The following is a 15,236-nucleotide window of genomic DNA, read 5'->3' as shown; positions in this document are numbered from 1 at the left end:
AATAATTCGTAGGTTCCCATGGACATTACCCGCCGCGACTTCCTCAACGGCGTCGCCATCACTATTGCCGCCGGCATGACCCCGCTGCAAATCCTCCAGGCCGCGCCCGACGGCCGCTACTACCCGCCCGCCCTCACCGGCCTGCGCGGCAGCCATGTCGGCTCGTTCGAAGTGGCGCACCAGATGGGCTGGGAAAAGAAGGTCTTCGACACCGACAAACTGCCGATCACCGAGGACTATGACCTGGTGGTGGTCGGGGGCGGCCTGAGTGGTCTGTCGGCGGCGTGGTTCTACCGCGAGAAGCACCCCAAGGCGAAGATCCTGATCCTGGAAAACCACGACGACTTCGGCGGCCATGCCAAGCGCAATGAATTCCAGGCCGGTGGCCGCATGATCATCGGCTACGGTGGCAGCGAGGCGTTCCAGTCGCCCAACCACCTCTACAGCAAGCAAGTGAATGGCCTGCTGAAAAAACTCGGGGTGAACATCAAGCGCTTCGAGACCGCCTTCGACCGCCAGTTCTACCCGGGCCTGGGGCTGTCGCGCGGGGTGTTCTTCGACAAGGAGAACTTCGGCGAAGACAAACTGGTGACCGGCGACCCAACGCCGATGGTCGCCGACGACATCGCGCCCGACCAATTGCATGCGCGCTCCATCAGCGACTTCATCAATGACTTCCCGCTGCCACCCGCCGACCGTCAGGCGTTGATCGAGCTGCACACGGCGCCCAAGGATTACCTGCCGGGCAAGACGGCCGAGCAAAAGGCAGACTACCTGGCGGTCACCAGTTACCGCGATTTCCTGCTGAAGAACGTCGGATTATCGGAAGGCGCGGTGAAGTACTTCCAGAGCCGCACCAATGACTTCATGGCCTTGAGCATCGATGCCGTGGCATCGTCCGACGCCTATAACGTGGGATTCCCAGGTTTCGGCGGCATGAACCTGGCACCGATCAGCGAAGAAGCCGCTGCCGAAATGGAAGAGCCCTACATCTACCACTTCCCGGATGGCAACGCGTCACTCGCACGCCTGCTGGTGCGCAGCCTGGTCCCCGGCGTGGCACCCGGGCACACCATGGACGATATCGTGCTGGCAGCGTTTGACTACGCCAAGCTCGATCAACCCAAGGCGCCGGTACGGGTGCGCTTGAACAGCACGGCGGTCAGTGTGCGCAACGTGGGCGACGGCGTGCATATCGGCTACAGCCGTGGCGGACAACTCGCACAGGTGCGTGGCAAACGCTGCATCCTGGCCTGCTACAACATGATGATCCCGTACCTGCTCAAGGACCTGCCGGCCCCCCAGGCCCACGCCTTGAGCCAGAACGTGAAATTCCCGCTGGTGTACACCAAGGTGGTGATCCGCAACTGGCAGTCGTTCCAGAAACTTGGGGTGCATGAGATTTACGCGGCGACCCAACCGTACAGCCGCATCAAACTGGACTACCCGGTGAGCATGGGCGGCTACGACCACCCGCGCGACCCGACGCAGCCGATTGGCTTGCACATGGTCTACGTGCCCACCAGCCCCAACAGCGGCATGAACGCCCGCGACCAGGCGCGCGCCGGGCGTGGCAAGTTGTATGCGCAGACCTTCGAGCAACTGGAAACGCAATTGCGTGACCAACTGCAACGCATGCTCGGCCCGGGTGGGTTCAACCACGAGACCGATATCCTCGGGATCACGGTGAATCGCTGGTCCCATGGCTATGCATACTTTTCCAACAGCTTGTTCGACAACGCCGGCGAGAGCGAAGCGCTGATGAACCTGGCGCGCAAGCCGCTGGGGCACGTGAGCATCGCCAACTCGGATGCGGCGTGGAGTGCGTACGCCCATGCGGCGATTGATGAGGCGTACCGGGCGGTCGGCGAGGTGAGTTGAAGGCCACGCGTGGCGAAGGCTTCCTGTGGTAAGCGGGGCGTGGCCCGCGTTGGGCTGCGCAGCAGCCCCTTCGAGGCAGCGGTGCTCCTCTCAGACACACAGAAATGTCTATTATTGGGGCTGCTTCGCAGCCCAACGCGGGGCAAGCCCGCTCGCCACAGGGGGACTGTCTGCTTCTGAGAAATACCTTGTTTCATATGCAACGCCATCACGCCGCTATCAATCATTTTTCCTACGTCATCGAACCGCTTAAGCTATCCGGCGTCTGTTTATTGTCCGTTGCGTTTGGCCGAAGGCATGTCCGAACCGTACTTTCTGATCCAGCACGTGCCAGGAACGGCGCGGGATTTGCTCACGACAGGTTGTCTCTATGCACCGCAGGAATTTGCTCAAAGCGTCCATGGCCATTGCGGCTTACACCGGTTTGTCGGCCAGCGGCCTGCTCGCCGCGCAGGCCTGGGCCGGAAACCGCGCCGCCGATGGCAAGGCCGTGGCGTTTGATTTTGAAACGCTCAAGGCCCAGGCCAAGCAGCTCGCCGGGACCGCGTATAAAGACACCAAACAGGTACTCCCGCCCACCCTGGCGACCATGACCCCACAGAATTTCAACGCCATCGGGTACGACGGCAACCATTCGCTGTGGAAGGAATTGAACGGCCAACTGGACGTGCAGTTCTTCCACGTCGGCATGGGGTTCAAGACGCCGGTGCGCATGCACAGTGTCGACCCCAAGACCCGTGAAGCCCGCGAAGTGCATTTCCGCCCGTCACTGTTCAACTATGAAAAAACCACCGTCGACACCAAACAGTTGACCGGCGACCTGGGTTTCTCCGGCTTCAAGCTGTTCAAGGCACCGGAACTGGATCGCCACGACGTGCTGTCGTTTCTCGGCGCCAGCTACTTCCGCGCGGTGGATTCCACCGGCCAGTACGGACTTTCCGCACGGGGCCTGGCGATTGATACCTACGCGAAGAAGCGCGAAGAGTTCCCCGACTTCACGCAGTTCTGGTTCGAGACCCCGGACAAGAACGCTACCCGCTTTGTGGTCTACGCCCTGCTCGACTCGCCGAGCGCCACTGGCGCCTATCGCTTCGATATCGACTGCCAGGCCAACCAGGTGGTGATGGCGATCGACGCCAACATCAATGCGCGCACCGCCATCGAACAACTGGGCATCGCGCCGATGACCAGCATGTTCAGTTGCGGCACCCACGAACGCCGCATGTGCGACACCATCCACCCGCAAATCCACGACTCGGATCGCCTGGCGATGTGGCGTGGCAATGGCGAGTGGATTTGCCGCCCGCTGAACAACCCGGCCAAGCTGCAGTTCAACGCATTCGCCGACACCGACCCGAAAGGCTTCGGCCTGGTGCAGACCGACCATGAGTTCGCCAGCTACCAGGACACCGTGGACTGGTACAGCAAGCGCCCAAGCCTGTGGGTAGAACCGACCACCGCCTGGGGCGAAGGCTCGATCGACCTCCTGGAGATCCCCACCACCGGCGAGACCCTGGACAACATCGTGGCCTTCTGGACACCGAAAAAACCGGTGGCACCTGGCGATTCGCTCAACTATGGCTACAAGCTCTACTGGAGCGCCCTGCCCCCGGTCAGCACGCCGCTGGCACAGGTCGACGCGACCCGTTCGGGCATGGGCGGCTTCACTGAAGGTTGGGCACCGGGCGAGCATTACCCAGAGGTGTGGGCGCGTCGGTTTGCCGTGGACTTCAAGGGCGGCGGCCTCGATCGCCTGCCGGCCGGCACCGGGATCGAGCCGGTGGTGACCTGCTCCCACGGCGAAGTGAAAGACTTCAGCGTGCTGGTGCTCGACAACATCAAGGGCTATCGGATCCTGTTCGACTGGTACCCGACCAGCGACAGCGTCGAGCCGGTGGAACTGCGCCTGTTCATCCGCACCCAGGACCGCACCTTGAGTGAAACCTGGCTGTATCAGTACTTCCCGCCGGCACCCGAGGCGCGTAAATACACGTGATGCCACCTGTGGGAGCGAGGTTGCTCGCTCCCACAGGGCTCAAATGCCCGCCTCAGAACCGCGACACACTCTTCATTGCCCCAATCAGATACCGCATCGCCACCTGGTCACTCTCGTTCAGGGCGCGATACTGCGCGAGTAATTCAGCCTCGTCCGAACTCAACCTGCAGCCACGCATGAACACCCTGCGGGCCAGAAAAGACACCACTGCACCCGCAACACCATAGGACTTGGCCATGGACTGTTTCTCCTGATATCGATCAAATACTCCTGGCGCCCATCACCTGCATCCCCTTAAGCACAAGGCCTGCGCGGACAAACGGACTGACTTCCTGGGCCAGAAATCAGACTTACCCTAAGCGTAGAAACAATCTGGTCACGTGTGGGATTTTTTTAGAGCATTCACTTAAAAAATCTCTTGAGTAACAATCACCTACGGACTTTTCCCACTGCATCATGCAAAAAAACCCACCGGTTCAGGGTGGGTTTCGAGTGCAGCGCGAAGCGGATCAATCCCTCAAGTCAGACTCATGAATCGGCTGGTCTCGGTGGGTCGCCCGTTGATACTGCGCCGGCCAGGTCGCCTTGCGCCCGCCGAGGTCATCATCGGCATGCAGCGGCCAGTACGGGTCCCGCAGCAGTTCACGGGCCAGGAAGATGATATCGGCCTGGCAGGTGCGCAGGATGTGCTCAGCCTGTGCCGGTTCGGTGATCATGCCCACTGTGCCGGTGGCAATGCCTGACTCTTTGCGTACCCGTTCAGCGAAGCGCGTCTGGTAGCCAGGCCCCGTCGGAATCTCGGCATTGGCGGCGGTGCCACCAGAGGACACGTCGATCAGGTCCACACCCAAATCCTTCAAGCGGCGCGCCAATTCCACGGTTTCATCAGGGTTCCAGCCATCTTCCACCCAGTCGGTAGCCGACACCCGCACAAACAGCGGCAGGTCCTGAGGCCAGGCCGCACGCACGGCTTCGGTGACTTGCAGCACCAGGCGAATACGGTTTTCAAAAGAGCCGCCGTATTGGTCCTGGCGTTGATTGCTGATCGGCGAGAGAAATTGATGCAGCAGGTAACCGTGAGCCGCATGGATTTCCACCACTTCAAACCCGGCCGTGAGCGCGCGCTTGGCGGCGGCGACAAAGTCGGCGATCACCTGCTGAATCTGCCCTTCGTCCAACTGCCGGGGCTGCGTGTGATTGGGGTCAAAGGCAATCGGCGACGGCCCCACCGGCACCCAACCGCCGTCCTCCGGCTTGACGCTGCCATGCTTGCCGATCCATGGCCGATGAGTACTGGCCTTGCGCCCGGCATGGGCCAGTTGGATCCCGGCCACGGCGCCCTGGGCTGCGATAAACCGCGTGATGCGTTGCAGCGGTTCGATCTGTTCGTCGTTCCACAGGCCCAGGTCTTCGGCAGTGATACGGCCATCGGCGGTCACCGCGGTGGCCTCGGTGAAGATCAGCCCGGCGCCGCCGACTGCGCGACTGCCAAGGTGGACCAGGTGCCAGTCATTGGCCAGGCCATCGACACTGGAGTATTGGCACATCGGCGACACGGCGATGCGGTTGAGCAGGGTCAATTGGCGCAGGGTATAGGGTTCGAGCAGCTGACTCATGGCGCACCTCTTCTGGGCTTTTTGGGCTCTTTTAACTGAGCAGGCTTGCTCGCGAAAGACTCACCGGCGCCGCGTGTATTCAGGATCAACGCGTTTTAATTGACGTTTTTCGCGAGCAAGCTTGCTCCTACAGCCTAGTCGACAACGTTGGATTGCACAGGGTTCAGAACGAAAGCGGGAGCCGATTGCCGGCTCCCGTCGTGCACAGGCTTACATCTCGACCTGGGTGCCCAGTTCGATCACGCGGTTGACCGGGAGCTTGAAGAACCGCAGGTTGCCGTTGGCATTCTTCAACATGAACGCGAACAGCGCTTCACGCCAACGGGCCATGCCCTTGATGCGCGAGGCGATCACCGTTTCACGGCTGAGGAAGTAGGTGGTGCGCATCGGGCTGAAATCCAGCTCGTCGAGGTGGCACAGCTTCAGCGCTTCGGGCACGTCCGGCTCATCGGTAAAGCCAAAGTGCAGGATCACCCGGAAGAACCCCTCGCCGTAGGCATCCACCTCGAAGCGCCGGGCGGCCGGTACGCGTGGAATATCCTCGTAGACCACCGTCAGCAGCACCACTTGCTCGTGCAGCACCTGGTTGTGCAACAGGTTGTGCAACAGCGCATGGGGCACGGCGTCCGGGCGCGCGGTGAGGAACACCGCCGTACCCTGCACGCGATGCGGCGGTTGCACACGGATGCTGCTGATAAAGATCGGCAACGGCAGGCCGCCTTCGTCGAGGCGCTCGACCAGCAACTGCTTGCCGCGCTTCCACGTGGTCATCAGCACAAAGAGCACGATCCCCGCCAAGACCGGGAAGGCGCCGCCCTGGATGATCTTCGGCACGTTGGCGGCGAAGTACAGCCCGTCGACCAGCAGGCAGCAGACCAATACCGGCACGGCCAGGATCGGTGGCCACTTCCACAGCAGCAGCATCACCGCCGACACCAGGATCGTGGTCATCAGCATGGTGCCGGTCACCGCTACACCGTAGGCCGACGCCAGTGCGTTGGAGGACTCGAAGCCCAGCACCAGCAGGATTACGCCGACCATCAGCGACCAATTCACCGCGCCGATGTAGATCTGGCCCTGCTCGGCACTGGACGTGTGTTGGATGTGCATGCGCGGGATATAACCCAACTGGATCGCCTGGCGCGTCAACGAGAACGCACCGGAAATCACCGCCTGCGACGCAATCACCGTGGCCAGGGTCGACAGCACCACCAGCGGGATCAGCGCCCAACTCGGCGCCAGCAAGTAGAACGGGTTGCGCGCAGCTTCCGGATCGCCGAGCAGCATCGCGCCCTGGCCGAAATAATTGAGCACCAACGCCGGCAGCACCAGGATGAACCAGGCGCGGGCGATGGGCTTGCGGCCGAAGTGCCCCATGTCTGCGTACAGCGCCTCGGCACCGGTCAAGGCCAGCACCACCGCACCCAGGATCGCCACGCCAATACCGGGGTGAGCCTCGAAGAAACGCACGCCCCACATCGGGTTCAAGGCGTTGAGCACTTCAGGGTGCAGGGTGATGCCATACACGCCAAGGCCACCCAGCACCAGGAACCAGGTCACCATCACCGGTCCGAACAGCTTGCCGATGCGGTCGGTGCCGTGTTTCTGGATCAGAAACAATGCCACCAACACGACCAGCGCGATGGGCACGACCCATTTATCCAGGCCATCGAATGCCAATTCCAGGCCTTCAATGGCCGACAAGACCGAAATCGCCGGGGTGATCATGCTGTCGCCGTAGAACAGCGCAGCCCCGCACAAGCCACAGACCACGAGGAAATTGCGCAGCTTCTTGCGCTCCCCCGCCGCGCGCCGCGCCAGCGCGGTCAGCGCCATGATGCCGCCCTCGCCCTGGTTGTCCGCCCGCAGTACAAACAGCATGTACTTGATCGACACCACCCAGATCAGCGACCAGAAGATCAGCGCCAGGATCCCCAGCACCCCGTCATGGTTGACCTGAACCCCATACCCCCCATTGAACACCTCTTTAAGGGTGTAGAGCGGGCTGGTGCCGATATCGCCATAAACCACCCCGACCGCTGCCACCAGCATGCCAATCGGCTTGGCGTTTGAATGCTCGGCACCTGCTGCCTGACTACTCGCGTGACCCATCAACCACTCCTGCCCTTTGACCTGAGGTCTTTTATAAACAACGCGCCTAAGCTGACCCTAGCATGCGCTGTTTTACTTCTCGTAACAGACGTTTTATTGACCCAGGGGTTCTACCCATGTGCAACGGCGCGAAGCATAGCGCAGCACTCGTCGCATTTCCCTGCTCAAGTGATAGGGGTGGCGTTTTCTGCCGTCATTAAAAGAGATCAAGGCATTTTGGGGCCTATTTGCCTGCATTGAGCGCATCACGGCCGACCGTATATTTTGGGCCGGCTTAGTAATGCTGCCTTTAGCGGTGCAAGCGGTGTTTCCTTGACCGGCTTACCTGATCCATCAATCGTGCCCCTGCGGCGCGCAGTCGATACAAAAACTCAATCATCGACCTGTCTCTTTTAAGGTACATTCCTTATGTACGAAGTGAAACACGTCCTGTCAGTCAACGGCGTAGACATCTACCAAGCTTGGCTGGACACCGTGCAAGACACCCGTTCAAAAGCAAGAATCACCACCAGAGTGGACCGAGCATGCCTTGGTCACTTTGGGGTGACGGAGCCGGTGGGTGATGGGGTCTTTGAGATGAAGCTCGACTTCGGACCTGGGTTTCGCGTGTATTACGCAATCGCGGATCGAAAAATTGTTTTCCTGTTGGGTGGTGGCTCAAAGGCCAGACAGCAGAACGACATCGATCAGGCCAAGGCTCTCTGGAAATCCTACAAGGAGCAGCAAAAATGACCATTCGTACTCGTTCTCATGAAGAGAGTGTTCTTGAAATGCTCCGAGACGACGAAGCATTTGCCCTGGAATATCTGTCCGTCGCACTTGAGGAAATCGATGAAGCGGGGGGTGAGGACGCGTTTCTTGTCGCTATTCGTCGAGTGGCGGAAGCTCGTGGCGGAATGCTCAGCTTGTCGCAGAACACCGGGCTCAATAGAGCTAATCTCTACAGATCCATTGCCGTCGGCGGCGACCCAAAACTTTCCACCCTGCTGAAAGTGCTCCAGGCATTGGGGGTGGGCATGTCCAAAGTCGTAGCGCACCGCACGGAGCAGGACGTGCGGGCTTGAGAGCGTGGAAGGGCTCTGCGAATTACCCAACGCAGCACTCGTCGCATTTCCCTGCATAAAGCTGGTCAAGTGCGTTGCCCGTCGCTAGAATTGCGCACTTTTTGATCAGAGGCACACCAAGTGCCCGTCCGCAGCCCTGTCGTGCCCGACTGGCGGCGTCATTCAATACCGAGGTTAGACATGTCCACCACCATCGCAAAGGCCAACCCCAAGGTTGGCTTTGTTTCCCTGGGTTGCCCGAAGGCTCTGGTCGACTCCGAACGCATCCTGACCCAACTGCGCATGGAAGGTTATGACGTGGTGTCCACTTATCAGGACGCCGACGTGGTGGTGGTCAACACCTGCGGCTTCATCGACTCGGCCAAGGCGGAGTCGCTGGAAGTGATCGGCGAGGCCATCAAGGAAAACGGCAAGGTCATCGTGACCGGCTGCATGGGCGTGGAAGAAGGCAATATCCGCAACGTGCACCCAAGCGTGTTGGCCGTGACCGGCCCGCAGCAGTACGAGCAGGTGGTCAACGCCGTGCACGAAGTCGTGCCGCCGCGCCAGGACCACAACCCGCTGATCGACCTGGTGCCGCCGCAAGGTATCAAGCTGACCCCGCGCCACTATGCGTACCTGAAGATTTCCGAAGGCTGCAACCACAGCTGCAGCTTCTGCATTATCCCCTCGATGCGCGGCAAGCTGGTCAGCCGCCCGGTCGGTGATGTACTGGACGAGGCCCAGCGTTTGGTCAAATCCGGCGTGAAAGAGCTGCTGGTGATCTCCCAGGACACCAGCGCCTACGGCGTCGACGTGAAATACCGCACCGGTTTCTGGAACGGCGCGCCGGTGAAAACCCGTATGACCGAACTCTGCGAAGCCCTCAGCAGCCTCGGTGTGTGGGTGCGCCTGCACTACGTTTACCCGTACCCGCACGTGGACGAGCTGATCCCGTTGATGGCCGCCGGCAAGATCCTGCCGTACCTGGACATCCCGTTCCAGCATGCCAGCCCGAAAGTCCTGAAAGCCATGAAACGCCCGGCCTTCGAAGACAAGACCCTGGCACGCATCAAGAACTGGCGCGAGATCTGCCCGGAGCTGATCATTCGCTCGACCTTTATCGTCGGCTTCCCCGGCGAAACCGAAGAAGACTTCCAGTACCTGCTGGACTGGCTGACCGAGGCCCAACTGGACCGCGTCGGCTGCTTCCAGTACTCGCCTGTGGAAGGCGCTCCGGCCAACCTGCTGGACCTGGCCGTGGTGCCGGACGACGTCAAGCAGGACCGTTGGGAGCGGTTCATGGCGCACCAGCAGGCCATCAGTTCGGCGCGCCTGCAATTGCGCATCGGCAAGGAAATCGAAGTGCTGATCGACGAAGTCGACGAACAAGGCGCGGTCGGCCGCTGCTTCTTCGATGCCCCGGAGATCGACGGTAACGTGTTTATCGACGATGCCAGCGGTTTGAAGCCGGGTGACAAGGTCTGGTGCACCGTGACGGACGCCGACGAATACGACCTGTGGGCCGAGAAGCGTGACTGACGTGTAATATTTTGAAAAAGCCCTGCCTCTGGACAAGATGCGGGGCTTTTTTAGGTCTATCGTTTTGCCCATCAGCGCACATCAAGGCAAAGGGGCAGCGGGCATGCGTCAGCATTCGGTTATCCACACACCTAAAATCAGCGATTACGCCGAATTGGCACGCATCTGGGAGGCATCGGTGCGGGCCACCCACGATTTTCTGCCAGACAGTTACATCGAGTTGCTGAAAAACCTGGTGCTGACCCGCTACCTGGACGCGGTGATGCTGATTTGCACCAAGGACTCGCGCCAACGCATCACCGGGTTTGCCGGCGTCGCTGCGGGCAAGGTCGAGATGCTGTTCATCGACCCGCAGCACCGGGGCCAGGGCCTCGGCCGCCAACTGCTGCGCTACGCGGTCGAGCGCATGAATGCCGACGAACTGGACGTGAACGAACAAAACCCGCAGGCCCTGGGGTTTTACTTCAAGCAAGGGTTCGAGGTGATCGGGCGCACGGAGCATGATGGCCTTGGGCAGCCGTATCCGCTGCTGCACATGCGCTTGCGCCAGCAGCAACACCTACGCAGTGGCTGACACAGCGCAGAACACCTGTGGGAGCTGGCTTGCCTGCGATGCAGACAACTCGGTGTATCAGGTGTACCGAGGCGACGCCATCGCAGGCAAGCTCCGACAAAAAGCAGCAGCACTGAAATGGGGCCGGGATTAACCGGCGCCAGGCAGGTACAATAACCGCCCCCTTTTGTTACGGCCCTTGTCATGACTGACCCCATACGCCTCTCCAAACGCCTTATCGAACTGGTCGGTTGCTCCCGTCGGGAGGCTGAGCTGTTTATCGAAGGCGGCTGGGTCTCGGTGGACGGCGAAGTGATCGACGAGCCGCAGTTCAAGGTCACCACGCAGAACGTCGAGCTGGACCCCGAAGCCAAGGCCACTGCGCCGGAGCCGGTGACCATCCTGCTGCACGCGCCTGCCGGCGTGGATGCCGAGACGGCATTGGCGTCGATCAGCGCCGAGACTTTGTCCGAGGAGCATCGCTTCGGCAAACGCCCGCTCAAGGGCCATTTCCTGCGCCTGAGCGCCAGCGCCGACCTGCAAGCCAAGGCCAGCGGGCTGCTGGTCTTCACCCAGGACTGGAAGATCCTGCGCAAGTTGACCGCCGATGCCGCCAAGATCGAGCAGGAATACGTGGTCGAGGTCGAAGGCGACATGGTTGCGCACGGCCTCAACCGCCTGAACCACGGCCTGACCTACAAAGGCAAAGAGCTGCCTGCCGTGAAAGCCAGCTGGCAGAACGAAAACCGCCTGCGCTTTGCCATGAAAAACCCGCAACCGGGCGTGATCGCCCTGTTCTGCGAAGCCGTTGGCCTGAAAGTCGTCGCCATCCGCCGCATCCGCATCGGCGGCGTGTCCATCGGCAAAGTGCCGGTTGGCCAATGGCGCTATATGTCCGGCAAAGAGAAGTTCTAAGCCGCGCACCTTTTCTCGATACCGCCTCACCCGGCGGTGTCCACCGTTGAAAACCAGGATTGCCCACCATGATTCACAATGACGTACTGCGCAGCGTGCGCTACATGCTCGATATCAGCGATAACAAGATGGTCGAGATCATCAAACTCGGCGGCATGGACGTGACCAAGGAAGACCTGCTGACCTACCTCAAGAAAGATGAGGAAGAAGGCTTTGTGTTCTGCCCGGATGAAGTCATGGCCCATTTCCTCGACGGCCTGGTGATTTTCAAGCGCGGCAAGGACGAAAGCCGTCCGCCGCAGCCGATCGAGACCCCGGTGACCAACAACATCATCCTCAAGAAGCTGCGCGTGGCCTTCGAGCTGAAGGAAGACGACATGCACGCCATCCTCAAGGCCGCCGAGTTCCCGGTGTCCAAGCCGGAGCTGAGCGCGCTGTTTCGCAAGTTCGGCCACACCAACTACCGCCCGTGCGGCGACCAGTTGCTGCGCAACTTCCTCAAGGGGCTGACGCTGCGCGTCAGAGCTTAAAAACAGCTACAAGCTTCAAGCGCCAAGAGCTTGCAGCTTGCCACTTGAGGCTTCAAAAATGAGTTACAGCGTCTCGCCCATCGGCTTTGTCCGCTCCTGTTTCAAGGAGAAGTTCGCCATCCCGCGCCAGCCGCAACTGGCGCCTGCCGCACGGGGCGTGCTGGAATTGGTCGCGCCGTTCGACCAGGGTGAGGCGGTGCAGGGCCTGGAACAGGTCAGCCATGTGTGGCTGTTATTCCTGTTTCACCAGGCACTGGAAGACAAACCGCGCCTCAAGGTGCGCCCGCCGCGCCTGGGCGGCAACACGTCCATGGGCGTATTTGCCACCCGCGCGACGCATCGTCCCAACGGGATTGGTCAATCGGTGGTCAAGCTGGACAGGGTCGAACCGGGCAAGCTGTGGATTTCCGGGATCGATTTGCTCGATGGCACGCCGGTATTGGATATCAAGCCGTATGTGCCCTATGCCGACATCATCGACACGGCCACCAACCACATCGCAAGCAGCGCGCCGCCGCTGATTACGGTGCAGTGGCTGAAGACCGCGTTGCATCAGGCACAAGGCCACGCCCAGCGCCTTGACGAGCCGTTGTTGGCGCTGATCGAGCAGTGCCTGGCCCAGGATCCGCGGCCGGCGTATCAAACCCCGGGGCCGGAGCGTGAATATGGCGCGCAGTTCTGGGACGTGGATGTGCGCTGGCACTATCCAGAGGCCGGGATGATTTGCGTGCTGGAAGTGGTTGCGGCCCAGTAAACCGCAGACATGAAAAAGCCCGCGCTGCCTTCAGGCAACGCGGGCTTTTCTTTTTACTGTAGGAGCCGGCTCCTACACGGATTACTTCTCGACGAAGGCGCGTTCGATCAAGTAGTCACCCGGCTCACGCATGCGTGGCGAAACCTTCAGGCCGAAGCTGTTGAGCACTTCGCTGGTCTCATCCAACATGCTCGGGCTGCCGCACAGCATGGCGCGGTCGTCCTCGGGGTTGATCGGCGGCAGGCCGATGTCGCTGAACAGCTTGCCGCTGCGCATCAGGTCGGTCAGGCGGCCTTCGTTCTCGAACGGCTCGCGGGTCACGGTCGGGTAGTAGATCAGCTTGTCACGCAGCGCTTCGCCGAAGAATTCGTTCTGCGGCAGGTGTTCGGTGATGAACTCGCGGTAGGCGACTTCATTGACGTAACGCACGCCGTGGCACAGGATCACTTTTTCGAAACGCTCGTAGGTTTCCGGGTCCTGGATCACGCTCATGAACGGCGCCAGGCCAGTACCGGTGCTGAGCAGGTACAGGTGTTTGCCCGGCTTCAAATCGTCAAGCACCAGGGTGCCTGTCGGTTTTTTGCTGATGATGATCTCGTCGCCTTCCTTCAAGTGCTGCAATTGGGAAGTCAGCGGGCCATCGGGCACCTTGATACTGAAGAACTCCAGATGCTCTTCCCAGTTCGGGCTGGCAATCGAGTAAGCGCGCATGAGCGGGCGGCCGTTGGGCTGTTGCAGGCCGATCATCACGAACTGACCGTTCTCGAAGCGCAGGCCCGGATCGCGGGTGCACTTGAAGCTGAACAGAGTGTCGTTCCAGTGATGAACACTGAGGACACGCTCGTGGTTCATGTTGCTCATGTACGGGGGACTCCTGGAAATGGGTCTGCGCCAAATGATAGGTGCGCAATTGCACAGCATTCTAATGGCGGCGACAATATCTGTTAACTGGATTATTAAGATAAGGGTTATCGGTTATATCGATATGCGATTTACTCTCCGTCAACTGCAAGTCTTCGTCGCCGTCGCCCAGCAGGAAAGCGTCTCGCGCGCTGCTGGCCTTCTGGCCTTATCGCAATCCGCCGCCAGCACCTCGATCACCGAGCTGGAGCGCCAATCCAGCTGCCAATTATTCGACCGCGCCGGTAAGCGCCTGAGTCTCAACGCCTTGGGTCACCAGCTGTTACCCCAGGCGGTGGCGCTGCTGGACCAGGCCAAGGAGATCGAGGACCTGCTCAACGGCAAGTCCGGCTTCGGCTCGCTGGCGGTGGGCGCCACCCTGACCATCGGCAATTACCTGGCCACGTTGCTGATCGGCAGCTTCATGCAACAGCACCCCGAGAGCCAGGTGAAGCTGCATGTGCAGAACACTGCACATATCGTGCACCAGGTGGCGCACTACGAAATTGACCTGGGTCTAATCGAAGGCGACTGCAGCCACCCGGACATCGAGGTACAAACCTGGGTAGAAGATGAGCTGGTGGTGTTTTGCGCGCCGCAGCATCACCTGGCCAAGCGCGGTGTGGCGAGCATGGACGAGCTGACCCACGAAGCCTGGATCCTGCGCGAACAAGGCTCAGGTACGCGCCTGACGTTCGACCAGGCCATGCGCCATCACCGCAGCGCGCTGAATATCCGCCTGGAGCTGGAACATACCGAGGCGATCAAGCGGGCGGTGGAGTCGGGATTGGGGATTGGCTGCATCTCTCGCCTGGCGCTGCGCGATGCATTCCGCCGTGGCAGCCTGGTACCGGTGGAAACCCCGGACCTGGACCTGGCCCGGCAGTTCTACTTCATCTGGCATAAACAGAAGTACCAGACCTCGGCGATGCGCGAATTCCTCGAGCTGTGCCGCGCCTTCACCGCCGGGGTTCAGCGCAGCGACGAGATCGTGCTGCCAAGCATTGCCTGAGGGTTAGATCAGGATAACGGCCCACACCAGCGTGATCATGGTCAGTGCTACAAATTGCGCGGCGCTGCCCATGTCCTTGGCATTTTTCGACAACGGGTGGCGGTCCAGGGAAATACGGTCGATGGCCGCCTCTACCGCCGAATTGAGCAATTCTACGATCAGCGCCAGCAGGCACACCGCGATCAGCAACGCCCGCTCCACCCGGCTGACGTGCAGGAAAAAGCTCAGCGGGATCAGGATGACGTTGAGCAGCACCAACTGACGGAACGCCGCCTCGCCAGTGAACGCCGCGCGCAGGCCATCCAGGGAGTAACCCCCTGCATTGAAGATACGTTTGATACCGGTTTGACCCTTGAAAGGCGACATAGACGTAGGCAACTGA

15 protein-coding genes are annotated in these 15,236 nt (G+C 60.6%); 10 read left to right on the top strand and 5 right to left on the bottom strand.

What is annotated here, in order from left to right; genetic code table 11:
- The first annotated feature begins 18 nt into the window (after nucleotides 1-18).
- Nucleotides 19-1,881, top strand: a complete 1,863-nt coding sequence (locus NTD80_RS00465; protein ID WP_262131649.1) for an NAD(P)-binding protein — start codon at nucleotides 19-21, stop codon at nucleotides 1,879-1,881.
- 370 nt (nucleotides 1,882-2,251) lie between these two features.
- Nucleotides 2,252-3,877: a glucan biosynthesis protein D gene (locus NTD80_RS00460; protein WP_106804988.1), complete on the top strand. Its 1,626-nt coding sequence runs from the start codon at nucleotides 2,252-2,254 to the stop codon at nucleotides 3,875-3,877.
- A 52-nt stretch (nucleotides 3,878-3,929) separates the two neighbouring features.
- Here NTD80_RS00460 and NTD80_RS00455 read toward each other — a convergent pair whose 3' ends face one another.
- The 3 genes from NTD80_RS00455 to NTD80_RS00445 all read right to left on the bottom strand — a co-directional run bounded on the left by NTD80_RS00455 (nucleotide 3,930) and on the right by NTD80_RS00445 (nucleotide 7,605).
- Nucleotides 3,930-4,115, bottom strand: a complete 186-nt coding sequence (locus NTD80_RS00455) for a hypothetical protein (RefSeq protein ID WP_106804989.1) — start codon at nucleotides 4,113-4,115, stop codon at nucleotides 3,930-3,932.
- Nucleotides 4,116-4,386: 271 nt separating this feature from the next.
- The gene (locus NTD80_RS00450) at nucleotides 4,387-5,493 is read right to left on the bottom strand and encodes an NADH:flavin oxidoreductase/NADH oxidase (RefSeq protein ID WP_120447760.1); all 1,107 of its coding nucleotides are present in this window, start codon (nucleotides 5,491-5,493) and stop codon (nucleotides 4,387-4,389) included.
- A gap of 210 nt (nucleotides 5,494-5,703) precedes the next feature.
- Complete coding sequence (locus tag NTD80_RS00445) at nucleotides 5,704-7,605, bottom strand: potassium transporter Kup (RefSeq protein WP_065903251.1); 1,902 nt, start codon at nucleotides 7,603-7,605, stop codon at nucleotides 5,704-5,706.
- Nucleotides 7,606-8,013: 408 nt separating this feature from the next.
- Here NTD80_RS00445 and NTD80_RS00440 point away from each other — a divergent pair, with 408 nt between their 5' ends.
- From NTD80_RS00440 to tsaA, 7 genes are all read left to right on the top strand, one after another.
- Nucleotides 8,014-8,337: a type II toxin-antitoxin system RelE/ParE family toxin gene (locus NTD80_RS00440; RefSeq protein WP_262131646.1), complete on the top strand. Its 324-nt coding sequence runs from the start codon at nucleotides 8,014-8,016 to the stop codon at nucleotides 8,335-8,337.
- Nucleotides 8,334-8,669, top strand: a complete 336-nt coding sequence (locus tag NTD80_RS00435) for an addiction module antidote protein (protein ID WP_106804992.1) — start codon at nucleotides 8,334-8,336, stop codon at nucleotides 8,667-8,669. The genes NTD80_RS00440 and NTD80_RS00435 overlap by 4 nt, the downstream gene beginning before the upstream one ends.
- 180 nt (nucleotides 8,670-8,849) lie before the next feature.
- The gene (gene rimO / locus NTD80_RS00430) at nucleotides 8,850-10,190 is read left to right on the top strand and encodes a 30S ribosomal protein S12 methylthiotransferase RimO (protein ID WP_003231334.1); all 1,341 of its coding nucleotides are present in this window, start codon (nucleotides 8,850-8,852) and stop codon (nucleotides 10,188-10,190) included.
- Between the two features lie 103 nt (nucleotides 10,191-10,293).
- Nucleotides 10,294-10,764, top strand: a complete 471-nt coding sequence (locus tag NTD80_RS00425) for a GNAT family N-acetyltransferase (RefSeq protein WP_262131644.1) — start codon at nucleotides 10,294-10,296, stop codon at nucleotides 10,762-10,764.
- A 183-nt stretch (nucleotides 10,765-10,947) separates the two neighbouring features.
- Nucleotides 10,948-11,658 (top strand): rRNA pseudouridine synthase, encoded by a 711-nt coding sequence (locus tag NTD80_RS00420; RefSeq protein WP_065903263.1) that lies wholly within the window; start codon nucleotides 10,948-10,950, stop codon nucleotides 11,656-11,658.
- Nucleotides 11,659-11,726: 68 nt separating this feature from the next.
- Nucleotides 11,727-12,188, top strand: coding sequence for a DUF1456 family protein (locus tag NTD80_RS00415; protein ID WP_043048901.1), 462 nt, complete (start codon nucleotides 11,727-11,729; stop codon nucleotides 12,186-12,188).
- 58 nt (nucleotides 12,189-12,246) lie between these two features.
- Nucleotides 12,247-12,942 (top strand): tRNA (N6-threonylcarbamoyladenosine(37)-N6)-methyltransferase TrmO, encoded by a 696-nt coding sequence (tsaA, locus tag NTD80_RS00410; protein ID WP_262131642.1) that lies wholly within the window; start codon nucleotides 12,247-12,249, stop codon nucleotides 12,940-12,942.
- An 81-nt stretch (nucleotides 12,943-13,023) separates the two neighbouring features.
- Here tsaA and fpr read toward each other — a convergent pair whose 3' ends face one another.
- A complete protein-coding gene (gene fpr, locus NTD80_RS00405; RefSeq protein ID WP_003189055.1) occupies nucleotides 13,024-13,803 on the bottom strand; it encodes a ferredoxin-NADP reductase in 780 nt (259 codons plus the stop codon).
- 124 nt (nucleotides 13,804-13,927) lie between these two features.
- On the opposite strand from fpr, the gene NTD80_RS00400 reads away from it, so the two are divergent.
- Nucleotides 13,928-14,854 carry a LysR family transcriptional regulator gene (locus NTD80_RS00400; protein WP_010212678.1) on the top strand — a complete coding sequence of 309 codons (927 nt, stop codon included), beginning with the start codon at nucleotides 13,928-13,930 and terminating at the stop codon, nucleotides 14,852-14,854.
- A 3-nt stretch (nucleotides 14,855-14,857) separates the two neighbouring features.
- Here NTD80_RS00400 and NTD80_RS00395 read toward each other — a convergent pair whose 3' ends face one another.
- The gene (locus NTD80_RS00395) at nucleotides 14,858-15,220 is read right to left on the bottom strand and encodes a diacylglycerol kinase (protein ID WP_017137081.1); all 363 of its coding nucleotides are present in this window, start codon (nucleotides 15,218-15,220) and stop codon (nucleotides 14,858-14,860) included.
- Nucleotides 15,221-15,236: the final 16 nt, after the last annotated feature.

Origin of the sequence: Pseudomonas sp. 13B_2.1_Bac1 (assembly GCF_025466155.1) — a bacterium.
Lineage (GTDB): Bacteria > Pseudomonadota > Gammaproteobacteria > Pseudomonadales > Pseudomonadaceae > Aquipseudomonas > Aquipseudomonas aylmerensis.
The sequence above is the reverse complement of the archived record's forward strand: the minus strand, read 5'-3'. Positions and strand labels throughout refer to the sequence as shown.

Excerpts from the sequence above, each read along its gene's own strand:
- NTD80_RS00465 (WP_262131649.1), top strand. The coding sequence starts at position 19 with ATGGACATTACCCGCCGCGACTTCCTCAACGGCGTCGCCATCACTATT.
- NTD80_RS00460 (WP_106804988.1), top strand. The coding sequence starts at position 2,252 with ATGCACCGCAGGAATTTGCTCAAAGCGTCCATGGCCATTGCGGCTTAC.
- NTD80_RS00455 (WP_106804989.1), bottom strand. The coding sequence starts at position 4,115 with ATGGCCAAGTCCTATGGTGTTGCGGGTGCAGTGGTGTCTTTTCTGGCC.
- NTD80_RS00450 (WP_120447760.1), bottom strand. The coding sequence starts at position 5,493 with ATGAGTCAGCTGCTCGAACCCTATACCCTGCGCCAATTGACCCTGCTC.
- NTD80_RS00445 (WP_065903251.1), bottom strand. The coding sequence starts at position 7,605 with ATGGGTCACGCGAGTAGTCAGGCAGCAGGTGCCGAGCATTCAAACGCC.
- NTD80_RS00440 (WP_262131646.1), top strand. The coding sequence starts at position 8,014 with ATGTACGAAGTGAAACACGTCCTGTCAGTCAACGGCGTAGACATCTAC.
- NTD80_RS00435 (WP_106804992.1), top strand. The coding sequence starts at position 8,334 with ATGACCATTCGTACTCGTTCTCATGAAGAGAGTGTTCTTGAAATGCTC.
- rimO (WP_003231334.1), top strand. The coding sequence starts at position 8,850 with ATGTCCACCACCATCGCAAAGGCCAACCCCAAGGTTGGCTTTGTTTCC.
- NTD80_RS00425 (WP_262131644.1), top strand. The coding sequence starts at position 10,294 with ATGCGTCAGCATTCGGTTATCCACACACCTAAAATCAGCGATTACGCC.
- NTD80_RS00420 (WP_065903263.1), top strand. The coding sequence starts at position 10,948 with ATGACTGACCCCATACGCCTCTCCAAACGCCTTATCGAACTGGTCGGT.
- NTD80_RS00415 (WP_043048901.1), top strand. The coding sequence starts at position 11,727 with ATGATTCACAATGACGTACTGCGCAGCGTGCGCTACATGCTCGATATC.
- tsaA (WP_262131642.1), top strand. The coding sequence starts at position 12,247 with ATGAGTTACAGCGTCTCGCCCATCGGCTTTGTCCGCTCCTGTTTCAAG.
- fpr (WP_003189055.1), bottom strand. The coding sequence starts at position 13,803 with ATGAGCAACATGAACCACGAGCGTGTCCTCAGTGTTCATCACTGGAAC.
- NTD80_RS00400 (WP_010212678.1), top strand. The coding sequence starts at position 13,928 with ATGCGATTTACTCTCCGTCAACTGCAAGTCTTCGTCGCCGTCGCCCAG.
- NTD80_RS00395 (WP_017137081.1), bottom strand. The coding sequence starts at position 15,220 with ATGTCGCCTTTCAAGGGTCAAACCGGTATCAAACGTATCTTCAATGCA.